12 protein-coding genes are annotated in these 12206 nt (G+C 38.2%); 2 read left to right on the forward strand and 10 right to left on the reverse strand.

Annotation, left to right across the window (positions count from 1 at the left end; translation table 11 throughout):
• Window positions 1-108: 108 nt before the first annotated feature.
• The 6 genes from MS2017_RS11460 to MS2017_RS08160 all read right to left on the reverse strand — a co-directional run bounded on the left by MS2017_RS11460 (window position 109) and on the right by MS2017_RS08160 (window position 5751).
• Window positions 109-270, reverse strand: a complete 162-nt coding sequence (locus tag MS2017_RS11460) for a hypothetical protein (RefSeq protein ID WP_164707671.1) — start codon at window positions 268-270, stop codon at window positions 109-111.
• A 197-nt stretch (window positions 271-467) separates the two neighbouring features.
• Complete coding sequence (locus tag MS2017_RS08140; RefSeq protein ID WP_277424508.1) at window positions 468-2705, reverse strand: tetratricopeptide repeat protein; 2238 nt, start codon at window positions 2703-2705, stop codon at window positions 468-470.
• A 32-nt stretch (window positions 2706-2737) separates the two neighbouring features.
• Entirely contained in the window at window positions 2738-3046 is a 309-nt protein-coding gene (locus tag MS2017_RS08145) for a hypothetical protein (protein WP_122951879.1), read from the reverse strand.
• 333 nt (window positions 3047-3379) lie between these two features.
• Entirely contained in the window at window positions 3380-3910 is a 531-nt protein-coding gene (locus tag MS2017_RS08150) for an FAD-binding protein (protein ID WP_122951880.1), read from the reverse strand.
• Window positions 3910-5340 carry an FAD-linked oxidase C-terminal domain-containing protein gene (locus MS2017_RS08155; RefSeq protein WP_122951881.1) on the reverse strand — a complete coding sequence of 477 codons (1431 nt, stop codon included), beginning with the start codon at window positions 5338-5340 and terminating at the stop codon, window positions 3910-3912. The genes MS2017_RS08150 and MS2017_RS08155 overlap by 1 nt, the downstream gene beginning before the upstream one ends.
• A 132-nt stretch (window positions 5341-5472) precedes the next feature.
• Window positions 5473-5751, reverse strand: a complete 279-nt coding sequence (locus MS2017_RS08160) for a hypothetical protein (RefSeq protein WP_122951882.1) — start codon at window positions 5749-5751, stop codon at window positions 5473-5475.
• A 46-nt stretch (window positions 5752-5797) separates the two neighbouring features.
• Here MS2017_RS08160 and MS2017_RS11470 point away from each other — a divergent pair, with 46 nt between their 5' ends.
• Window positions 5798-5944, forward strand: coding sequence for a hypothetical protein (locus tag MS2017_RS11470; protein ID WP_164707672.1), 147 nt, complete (start codon window positions 5798-5800; stop codon window positions 5942-5944).
• A gap of 165 nt (window positions 5945-6109) precedes the next feature.
• Entirely contained in the window at window positions 6110-7225 is a 1116-nt protein-coding gene (locus tag MS2017_RS08165) for a pyridoxal-phosphate-dependent aminotransferase family protein (protein ID WP_122951883.1), read from the forward strand.
• A 165-nt stretch (window positions 7226-7390) separates the two neighbouring features.
• Here the strand turns inward: MS2017_RS08165 and MS2017_RS08170 are convergent, their stop codons facing one another.
• From MS2017_RS08170 to MS2017_RS08185, 4 genes are all read right to left on the reverse strand, one after another.
• Window positions 7391-7591: a hypothetical protein gene (locus tag MS2017_RS08170; RefSeq protein ID WP_122951884.1), complete on the reverse strand. Its 201-nt coding sequence runs from the start codon at window positions 7589-7591 to the stop codon at window positions 7391-7393.
• Between the two features lie 47 nt (window positions 7592-7638).
• A complete protein-coding gene (locus tag MS2017_RS08175; protein ID WP_122951885.1) occupies window positions 7639-11193 on the reverse strand; it encodes an Ig-like domain-containing protein in 3555 nt (1184 codons plus the stop codon).
• A gap of 153 nt (window positions 11194-11346) precedes the next feature.
• Complete coding sequence (locus tag MS2017_RS08180) at window positions 11347-11937, reverse strand: hypothetical protein (protein WP_122951886.1); 591 nt, start codon at window positions 11935-11937, stop codon at window positions 11347-11349.
• Between the two features lie 2 nt (window positions 11938-11939).
• A complete protein-coding gene (locus MS2017_RS08185) occupies window positions 11940-12173 on the reverse strand; it encodes a YfhL family 4Fe-4S dicluster ferredoxin (protein ID WP_071565365.1) in 234 nt (77 codons plus the stop codon).
• Window positions 12174-12206 lie beyond the last annotated feature (33 nt).

Here is a 12206-nt window from a genome sequence, read left to right on the forward strand (position 1 = left end):
ATAAACCGTTCCCTACGGTCTTGCATTCAATCCATTGAATTGTTTTCATCTAAAGGCTATTTTAAGGAATTATTGGCAATATAAAACCAATAATTATGTCACCCTGCTCTAACTCCTAATCACTTTGAGACCTTTGCATAAATATGGATGATTAGCAAAATTCAATTTTTGCCCACTTGGTGATTTTCTTAAACCTTGTCCTAGCAGGCTAAGGCTGGGTTTAAAAAAATTACCAAGTGGGTGAAAAGTGGATTCTTGATGATTATTCATATTTATGCAAAGGTCTCACTTTATAACAAAAACACTTTACCCACTCAAACTTTATAAACCCATCCATTTTACTGACGCACACCGTAGGGAACGGTTTATAACCGTTCCTTCCCCATCCATACCCACAAAAACCTTACCAATCAAATCTTCCACCAACCTCACAATCAAACAACTTGGCCACACTAAATTGTTATACTTTACACATCAAAAGACAAGCCATCTAACGCCTGGTTCAATTTAAAATAATCAATCTCTTGTGCAATTTTTTTGGCAGATTGTAAACACGCCAGCCCCTGTTGTTTTTTACCTGTTTGATAATAAATTACACCCATATTAAACAATGCATTACCCTCCCCTGCTTTATCGCCAATCTCTTGACGGATTGCTAACGAGTCGGTGAGGTAAATTAGTGCAGTTGTGTAGTCGCCTTGTGTTTGGTAAATCAAAGAAATATTATTTAAAGTTGCGCCTTCCCCTGCTTTGTAGCCAATCTCTTGGTGGATTGCTAGCGAGTCGGTGAGATGGATTAGTGCAGTTGTGTAGTCGCCTTGTGCTTTGTAAATCTGAGAAATATTATTTAAAGTTGTACCCTCCCCTGCTTTGTCGCCAATCTCTTGGCAGATTGTTAACGAGTTAGTGAGGTAGGTTAGTGCAGTTGTGTAGTCGCATTGTGCATAATAAATTTGAGAAATATTATTTAAAGTTGCGCCTTCCCCTACTTTGTCGCCAATCTCTTGGCGGATTGCTAACGAGTCGGTGAGGTAAGTTAGTGCAGCTGTATAGTCACCTTGTGCTTGGTAAATCTGAGAAATATTATTTAAAGTTGCACCCTCCCCTGCTTTGCCGCCAATCTCTTGGTGGATTGTTAACGAGTCAGTGAGGTAGGTTAGTGCAGTTGCGCAATCACCTTGTGCTTTGTAAATCGAAGAAATATTATTTAAAGTTGTACCTTCCCCTGCTTTGTCGCCAATCTCTTGGCAGATTGTTAACGAGTTAGTGAGGTAGGTTAGTGCAGTTGTGTAGTCGCCTTGTATTTGGCAAATCAAAGAAATATTATTTAAAGTTGTGCCTTCCCCTGCTTTATTGTCAATCTCTCGGTGGATTTCTAACGAGTCGGTGAGGTAGGTTAATGCAGTTGTGTAGTTACCTTGTGCTTGGTAAATCTGAGAAATATTATTTAAAGTCACACCTTCCCCTGCTTTGTCGCCAATCTTTTGGCAGATTGTTAACGATGTTTCAAGATAAGGTAATGCCTGAGAATATTGTGCAGTATAAAGATACAGCAACCCCAAAGAAGCATTAAAATTACCTTTTTTATCATCAAAATTTTTCTGCCCATGCAATAACAACGCCTCTAAAATCAGTTTTTCCGATATTTTTAACGATCCATAATATCCAAATGTATCAACGATTTCTTGGATAAATTGTTGCGACTTTTGATCATTCAATTGAATGTCATACACCTGTCGCACGGCGCGTGCCAAAATATCGTGCAATAAGTAACTTTTCCGATCGTCCTCCAAAATACTTTTGCTTAACAATGATTTCTTGACTAATGAATTTAAGATAACTGCATTATCTAAATTTAACCAACCTCTCAAAGTATCTGTCTCAAAGGCGAAAACAGGTAGGCGACTCAGTGATTGCAACAATAGCACCTCATTTTCTGGCAGCCGCATCAAAGAAATAAGTTTGCCAATATGTTGAATTATTTTTTCCGATCCTTCTGCGGCAAACCCTCTGCCTGCTTTTATTTCTACCAATGAATCAAAATTACTGCCCTCTAATTCATCCCACATTTTTGATGGTGAATAATCTGACATGAGTGCAATCTTTGCCACTAATTCCAATACCAAAGTATGATTGCCACAATGTTGCACAATCTGAGCCACTGCTCGCTTCTCAGTAGGGTTAAGTTTGCTGATTTTTGCGTCTAATACCGCCTTGTCTTTCATTCCTTCATTGCTGTAATAACAATACAAACTCAAACAATCTTGTTCGCTCAAGAAATCCAGTTCTATGACCTCGTTAAAATTGGTATCTTGATAACGAGAATTAACAATACAAGGAAAATTAATGCTTTGTAGTTGCCTTGCTATAAGCCACTCGCCATCATCTTCTAACAAATTATCAATAATAAGAACCCCTTTATTTGTTACTTGGCTTACAACTCCTATGAATGCCGTAACAGGATCTTCTATATCTTCAATTCTAAAATGAGCGCTTAAAATATTGACTAATTTGCTGTTTAATCCTTGCGAAGCATCAAGCCAAATGACATTAGGAAAATCGTCTTTATTATATAAATCATAAGCCAATTGCCGACATAAAGTAGTTTTACCAACGCCACCAAAACTTTTAACCAAACAGATGGTTTGATTACTTTGTTTCTGTATTTTTTCAGTTAATGTTTTAAGTAAATCGTCTCGCCCTATTACTAGATTGCTAAAGCCATCGGGTAATAGGGTTAGGACTTTTTTTCTGAACCATAATGATTGACAATCTTGTCGCCCGCTACAGCATCCCCAAAAATTGTGTTATTTTGAAAAATATGGCTATTGTTAAATTGCTGCTCAATGGCTGTTTTGTCCAACCCTTTCAACTCTAGTTTTTTAATATTTTCCACTGCCAATGCAAATTCATTACCCTCTAAAACATCTGCTTTAACTGTATCTTTTAAAATATTTTTAAAATTCTCAATACTAAGACTTACTTTCGCTTTTAGTAAATCATAAGCCGCATTAGCCAATAATGATATTGTTAGCGCTTCAACCATTTGCCTCTCCCTTTATTAAAAAAAATAAGACCTTTGCAGTACGCAGTCCCTTGTGGATAAATATGGATGATTAACAAAATTCAATTTTCACCTAATTGGCAATTTTTAAAACTCAACCCCAAAAAACAAAAAATGAACTTTACAAACAACACCCTTGGGCTTTAAATTTTATATACCAATCACTAACATACCTCCCAACACCAAACCCTACAAACACCTTTCCCCATCCAAAACACAAACGCAAGTAGGGAAGAGTTTGTAACCCTTCCTAACAACCAACTTACAAGGACGGGTTACAAACCCATCCCTACCCATTGATGTAAAAATGCAAGATTATTTAAAAATCCCTTTAGGATCAAACACCCCCTTCAATCGCCTTTCTATTTCTTGCCGAATAGGCTGGTCATTTTTTGAGAGGCAAGGCCTCTCAATTTTGCCGATGTAGGTGCTGGGCATAACTTTAAAACTGATTTGTGTGATGATGGCGAATTGGCCTTTGGAGCCGACTAGGAGGCGGGAGACATCGTAGCCTGCGACATTTTTCATGACTTGGCCGCCGAAGTTTAGGTAATCTCCGGTGCCGTCGATGATTTTCACGCCTAGGATGCAATCTGATAGGTCTTGGGCGCCTTGGGCGTAGGCAGCGCCGATGGTGGTGTTGGGTGTTACGAAAAAGGGTAGTGCTTGGTTGTGTTTGGCGAGTTCGGTTTGGATTTCGCTGATTTTTGTGCCTGCTTTGGCGGTCATAACCAGTTCTTCGGGGTGATATTCTACTATGCCTGAATAGGCTAGCCAGTTGCTGTTAATGTGTAAATTGTTGGCTTCTTTGACCAATTGTTGTAGTTGGTGGATTCGATTTGGCATTAAAAGCGCTCCAATTCAGGGTGGGGTAATTTGCCGTGATGGACATGCATGGCGCCTAATTCTGCGCAGCGGTGTAGTTCTGGGACGGCTTTACCAGGATTGAGTAGTGAATTTGGATCGAAGGCTTGTTTGATTTTGTGGAATATTGCCAGTTCTTTGTGGTTGAATTGGTGACACATGGCGTTTAGTTTTTCAACGCCTACGCCGTGTTCTCCAGTGATGGAGCCGCCCATATCAACGCTGAGTTTTAGGATTTCTGTGCCAAATTCTTCTACTTTTTCTAACTCACCTGCGACATTGGCATCGTACAAAATCAGGGGGTGTAAATTGCCATCGCCTGCGTGGAAAACATTGGCTACTCTGAGTTGGTATTTTTGGCTTAATTCGTTAATTTTTTCCAACATATCGGCTAGGTGTCGTCTTGGAATTGTGCCGTCCATACAATAATAATCAGGGGACAATCTGCCGACGGCAGGGAAGGCGGATTTGCGCCCTTTCCATAAATTTAATCGTTCTTCTTCGCTGGCAGATACCTTTAACGATGAGGCGTTGGATAAAATTTTTAACACGACATCTAATTCAGTTTGCACCTGCGCTTGTGTGCCGTCTAATTCGCAAAGTAACAGTGCTTGTGCTTCTAATGGATAACCAACGCCAGCAAATCCTTCGGCTGCTTGAATGGCAAAACTGTCCATCATTTCCAACCCAGCAGGAATAATCCCCGCCTTAATAATATCTGCCACCACATTGGCGCATTCTCGAACAGAATCAAATCCCGCCATCACCACTCTAGCAAGGGCAGGTGTTGGCGTTAATTTAACCGTAATTTCAGTAATAATCCCCAGTAAACCCTCCGAGCCATTCATTAATGCCAATAACCCCAATCCATCATCCTGACGCGACAACACCAACTCATCGCCATCAATGGTCAGCATTTTAATCGCCTCAACATTATGCACCGTTAATCCATATTTCAAACAATGCACACCACCAGAATTTTCAGCCACATTACCGCCAATCGTGCAAGCAATTTGACTCGATGGATCAGGCGCATAATATAATCCAAACCCAGACACCGCCTCACTAATCGCAATATTCCTCACCCCCGGTTCCACCACTGCCAGTCGATTTTCCACATCAATTGACTTCACTTGATTCAACTTAGACAACCCCAGTACAATTGATTTTTCAAGCGGCATCGCCCCACCTGCCAAACCTGTCCCAGCACCCCGAGTTACCACTGGCGTATTATGTGCCTTGCAAATTTTTAACACCTGTTTAACTTGCTCAATATTCTCTGGCAACACCACCGCCAACGGTTTTTGCCGATACACACTTAACCCATCACACTCAAAGGGACGGGTATTTTCCTCGCCTGTTAGGATGATGTTTTTAGGTAGTTGTGTTAAAAGTTGTTGTATGATTTTCATTGGCTTAATCTATTCCTTATTTAAGTTGGTTTTTTTTGATAGGCTCTTAAATAATTACCTATTTATTGCCCAGCCATAAGCGACTGAATGTTGCTTATATATTGTTGGTTGCATCATTTTTTTAGTTGTTTTTTATTTTCTTGTTAGAAGCCAAGCCACCAAAACTGCACCACCAACAATTGCCAAACCTTTAACCAAGTCTTCATTTTTTTTCTTATTATTCAAACTTGCTTTAAATTCATCCATTGAATTAAAGCCAATATTTTTCATATAATCTGACATTTCTGTCTTATTGCCACTTTTCTCCATCAAGTCTAAAAATCTTTGTATTTCATTAAAAGTTGCAGTATTGGTAGTGAGTTTTTTTTGTGCTTCTTCTAATTCCTTATATTCTTTAACTAATAACCCCATGTTTTTACCCTTTTTCAATCATTTTAATAGAGACCTTTGCATAAACATGAATAATCATCAAGAATCCACTTTTCGCCCACTTGGTAATTTTTTAAACCCAGCCTTAGCCCTGCTAGGACAAGATTTAAGAAAATTATCAATGGGACAAAAATTGAATTTTGCTAATCATCCATATTTATGCAAAGGTCTCTAATAAAAATTTCTTCAGATGTTCTTTTTGACTCTTTCTTAAAAACTCCAACTTTCTCTATTACAAATTTACCTAAAATATCCTTGAACAAAGCAAGCGATAATTCATCAGTAATTGACATTTAAGCCATTATAATGGTTTTTTTATTTTAAATATTTAATAAACCTTATGAAATCATTTAATCCACCAGTAAGAACTTTAATGGGGCCAGGTCCTTCCGATGTTCATCCACGAATTTTGTCAGCAATGGCACGACCGACAATTGGGCATTTAGATCCTGCTTTTGTGGGCATGATGGATGAGACTAAAGAGGGGTTGCAGGCTATTTTTAAAACTGAGAATGAATTAACTATGCCAGTATCGGCACCGGGTTCTGCTGGGATGGAGACTTGTTTTGCGAATTTGGTTGAGCCAAATGATAAGGTTATTGTTTGCATTAATGGCGTGTTTGGAATGCGTATGAAGGAAAATATCACTCGTTTGGGGGGTGAGGCGATTGTGGTTGAAGACGATTGGGGCAATGCGGTGTCGGTTGACAAAGTGGAGCAGGCTTTAAAGGACAATCCAGAGGCTAAAATTTTGGCTTTTGTGCATGCTGAGACTTCAACGGGTGCGCAGTCTGATGCCAAAACTTTGTGCAAACTTGCGCATCAATACGATTGCATTACTATTGTTGATGCGGTTACTTCGTTGGGCGGAACGGAATTGCGTGTTGATGAGTGGGAGATTGATGCGATTTATTCGGGTACGCAAAAATGTTTGTCTGCTATGCCAGGTATTTCGCCCATTAGTTTTAGCGAGCGTGCTTTAACCAAAGTAAAAAATCGTCAATCCCCTGTAACTTCTTGGTTTTTAGACCTTAATTTAGTTATGGGCTACTGGGGCAAAGGGGCAAAACGCACCTACCATCACACTGCACCTGTTAATACGCTATACGGCTTGCATGAGTCATTGGTAATGATGTTAGAAGAAGGTGTTGAGAATTCTTGGGCACGACATCAATCTAATCACGAATTATTGCGTGATGGCTTGGAAGCAATGGGCATTAATTTCTTGGTGAATGAAAAAGACCGTTTGCCACAATTAAATTCTGTATTTATCCCCGAGGGTGTAGATGATGCACAGGTTCGTGCCACTTTGCTTAACGATTACAATCTTGAAATCGGTGCTGGGCTGGGTGCTTATGCTGGTAAAGTTTGGCGTATTGGCTTGATGGGTTATACTTCTAGAAAAGAAAATATTGCGTTGTGTTTATCGGCTCTTAAGGATGCTTTGGGTAAATAATTTAATGCCTTTAGAGTAAAAAAAGCAGCCAATTGGTTGCTTTTTTTTGCTTTAAATTGAGACTTTTGTATAAAGAGCACTTCCAAAAACCCCAATACAATTTATGAAAAGTATAAAACAGCACCTTTTTCATCCAAAAATTCATCAAATAGCGGGCTATGCTCCTCATTTTTGGCTAAAAAATGCACTATTTCCTACTCTCCCTAAATCGCACTGGGGTTTCTGAAGGCGCCCTAAATATAGATGATTAGCAAAATTCAATTTTTGCCCACTCGATAATTTTCTTAAATCTTGTCCTAGCAGGGCTAAGGCTGGGTTTAAAAAATTACCAAGTGGGTGAAAAGTAGATTCTTGATGATTATTCATATTTATGCAAAGGTCTCAAATAATCAAAAAAACATATTTTCAAAGTCTCACTCTACAATAAATGTCCCCATCATGCCATTGTCTTCGTGTTCTAAAATATGGCAATGATACATATAAGGATTATTGCTGTTATTAGTGTAATCTATCATTTTAACCACGAATTTAACGCTACTATTGGGGTCAACTCGTACTGTGTCTTTGTAGCCTTTTTCGTTGTCTGCAACATTGCTAGCACTGCCTCCGCGTTCAATCACTCTAAAATGTGTTGCATGTATGTGGAAATTATGCACGATTCTCATGTTGTTGGTAATTGTCCAAACTTCGGTTTGATTTAATGTCATGGTGGTGTCTATGCGAGACATATCAAAAGATTTGCCATTAATGGTGAATCTAGCGCTACCGTTGCCACCACCACCGCCCATGCTGCCAGATAAGACAAAATTTCTAGTTGTTGCGTTAATTGGGGAGTGTTTTTCAAGTGTGGTAAGTGTTCCTGGGACGGCGTTTGATGTTTCGCTACTACCGACAATAATTTGCATGAGTTCAGCGCCAGTTTCAAAGTCTTTTAAGATGAATGTTTTGCCGCTATTGCCACTAAAATCAACGACTATTTCGGCGCGTTCAGCGGGGCTTAATAACACTCTTGTTAGGGTAACTGGTTTTTCTAAAAATGCTTGGTCGCTGGCAATTTGCTGGAAACTTTTATCTTTATTGCTGGTATCAATCAAGCCAAAGTTATATAGGCTGGCATTAGAGCCATTTAATATCCTAAAACGAATACGCTTGGCTTTAACCTCCAAAAATGGCTTAATAACGCTGTTAATTATATGAGTATCACCCTTAAAACCTTGCATAATTTCCATTCTGGTTGGACTATAAACCAGTTGTTTATTGGCATTAAATTTTCTATTTTGCACAATTAATGGAATGTCGTCTATGCCATAACGCTTGGGCAAATCAAGTGCATCACTTTCAGCATCATCAACAATAATCATACCTGCTAAGCCTTTATATACATGTTCTCCAGTTTTTCCAGATAGGTGTGGATGATACCAATTGGTTGATGCTTTTTGTTTAACTGTATAAGTTGCGGTCCAAGTGGTGTTATTCTCTATGCCGCTATGAGGGCCGCCATCTTGGTTTGCTGGTAGGTGCATACCATGGCCGTGCATAGTGGTGGTTTCGCCTAATTTATTGTGATAGGTAATTTGCACATTGTCATTCTCATGCATTCTTAAAGTTGGCATTAAAGATTGGTTGTTACTGGTATTGCCACTATTGCTATCAGCATAAAACACATTGGTATTGATGCCGTTATAAAATTGATATTGTCCTTTCTTAATGTATAAGGTAAAACTTTTCTTGTTGTTGTCAACGCTAGGGTTGAGTTCAACTGGAATTTTTAATCTTTGATTAAAGTCAGAAGGTGTGGTGCTAAAATATACTTGATTGCTAGTTCTGTGGGTGGCCATATTTTGCCTAACAGCCGTGATGATGAAATAATAACCTGCTCTGGTGAGATTTTCAATTGTTAGAGTGGTTACATTCGTTTCTAACATTGTATAACTTGTCAAAACGCCATAATTCTCAGGCTCAATATTGACAAAACTTTCTTGTGCATAATGCACCTGATAACTATCTGCACCAGTAGCGGTATCCCAGTTTAATATCACGCTATTGTTACTTTTTTTCGTGAATCTTAAATTACTTGGCGCACCAAGATTTAGAACAGTTAAAGTGTAATTATCGCTCACTGGATGATATCGCTCATCTCCTGCACGAGTTGCGGTAATGATTACTGTGCCAGCATTAAGACCAATATCTACCTTGCCATTTTCATTCACATTTACTTTATCAGAGTTAGCGCTATAACTAATAGCGCCATTGCTCAACCCGCCCGTTGCAACTTGGATGTAACTAGAAAAAGTAACCCCTGTTTTGTCATTACCAGCACTAAAGCCTGTTTGGTTGGCCTTATTAATAGTTAGCGTGTATTGTCCACTAGCAGTTTGATAAAAATCATCCCCTAATTGTGTTGCTGTAATGTTCACAACGCCCGCTTTTAATGCTCCAATAGTGCCATTTTGATCAACTGTGGCAATACTTGTATTGCTTGAAGTGTAGGTGATATTTTTATGGCTACTTTGTCCAGCAGTGGCTGTACGACTAAAACTTTCGCCAAATATTTTGCTGACTGCATTTGTGTCAAAAGCAAAATTGGTTTGATTGGCTTTATTGTTAATAGTTAGCGTGTATTGTCCACTAGCAGTTTGATAAGATTCATCCCCTAATTGTGTTGCTGTGATATTAACAACACCAATTTTTAATGTTCTAATAGCGCCATTTTTATCAACTGTGGCAATGCTTGTATCACTTGAAGTATAAGTAATATTTTTGTTGCTACTTTGTCCAGCAGTGGCTGTGCGACTAAAATTTTCACCAAATGTTTTGCTGACCGCATTTGTGTCAAAAGCAAAATTGGTTTGATTGGCTTTGCTAATAGTTAATCTGTATTGTCCGCTAGCAGTTTGATAAGAATCATCCCCTAATTGTGTTGCTGTAATGTTCACAATGCCGGCTTTTAATGCGCTAACTGTGCCATTTTGATCAACTGTGGCAATGCTTGTGTCATTTGAAGTATAAGTAATATTTTTGTTGCTACTTTGTCCAACGGTGGCTGTACGACTAAAATTTTCACCAAATGTTTTATTAACTGCACTTGTGTCAAAAACAAAATCAGTTTGTGCAAATTTCATACCGACCAGCAGTCCAAAATTAGCAGCCACAGTGTTGCGCTCAACATCTGACCTTACTGTAATTATTGCATAACCTGATATGTCAGGCTTGGCGGTAATTTTTACGCTATAAATAGCATTGGAAACTTGTTTAAACTCAGATTGTGTAACAACCTCATTAATGCCAATATCAGTAGCGCTAAAAGCCACTTCTTGGCTGAATTTAAAAGTAATAATAGCAGTATTAGTAACGCTGTTTAACAAAGGAACGCTACTACTGATAAGCAAATCAATTGGATTTGATTTTTTGTATTCCAATTTATATAACTGCGCTCTGAAATGTTTTTCTGCTTCCGCCTTTGACACACTAAAGTTGTTGTTGCTTTTAGCGCTATCTGGTAATTGATTTAAAAAATCATCTTGTTTGTCAACAAAGGTGCTAATGTTTCCTGAAATAGCAAGATTGTTAGTAATGCTAATGCCCTCATTTGCACTGTTATTTGCGTTTAAAGATTGCAAGGTTTGCAAAATTAAAGTTTCTAGTTTTTGCTTGTCAACAACTTTTGTATTCTCTGCCAGCATTCTCGGGGTAATGATTTCACGCCCGCCAATCGTATTGGTTTTTGCAGTACCCAACTCTAGCGACCCCAATGAAAAAGTAATGTCATCACCTACTAAATACTCAAACGAACCCAAACTATCGGTAATCCCTTGTTTACCCGAAGAGGTGCTGTAGTTCAATCCAGATACCGCAGAATCATGAAAATACCCAGTCAACGAATTGGACGAATTGCCATCACCGCCACTGCCGCCACAGGAAATAATAGTGCTACTTAATAGTGCTAATAATAAATTTCTAAAAAACATAATTTTAAACCTTAATGAGACCTTTGCATAAATATGGATGATTAGCAAAATTCGATTTTTGACAAATTAGCGATTTCTTTAAACTTAGTGCTGACAAGGCTTTTGCTCATCTAAAAAAATAAAGAGAATAATCAACTTGAGTTAACTGACTATTTACACAATGGATAAATGGATTATTCTCTTCATCTCCTTTTTTTTAATTTTTTTCAGAATGCTGGTGCCTTCAAAAACTTTTTCTTTTTCAATATCACTTAATAAATAAGAAACCAAACTGTCCATTGCTTGATGAATAGTGGTAGCAAAGTTATTTCCAATATATAACAACTCAGTGCCATCAGTAGAATAATGAAGTTTTTTCAAAATACTATTTTTATACAAAATCGTTACATCCATATCAAAATGGCGTTTACGCTCGGTAGGAATTAAACCTAATGTCAAGGCAAGAATCATGATGCCAACAAAATTTTCTTCGCTATTTTCTTGGATTCGAATGTCGAATGTAAAAGAAGTAATGGTGTTATTGTTAACACTAATTCGTTTAAAAACATTCGCTTTTCGAAGAGACTTAACAATGCCCTGATGCATACGAACTTGTTTAAATGAATCATAAAGCCCATCATTAACAATAATAGAGACGGCTGGATATTTTTTGGCAATATTGGTTTTATACGGTGCTTTTTGATAAATTTGGCTTGATTCACAGGCAGACAATAACAGAACAAGTGTAAGGACAACTATTTTCACAACTATTTAATTTTTGCTAGCAACTCTTCTTCCGTTTCAACACGATCTGGGTCGGATAGACAACAATCAACTGGACAAACTTCTACACACTGTGGTTCGTCGAAATGGCCAACGCATTCGGTGCATTTGTCGCCATCTATTTCATAGATTTCATCACCCATAAAAATCGCTTCGTTTGGGCATTCTGGCTCGCAGACATCGCAGTTAATACATTCGTCGGTAATCAATAATGACATAACACTCTTAAATTTTTAAAATTATGAGAATGC

This window comes from Bathymodiolus thermophilus thioautotrophic gill symbiont (assembly GCF_003711265.1).
Taxonomy (GTDB): Bacteria; Pseudomonadota; Gammaproteobacteria; order PS1; family Pseudothioglobaceae; genus Thiodubiliella.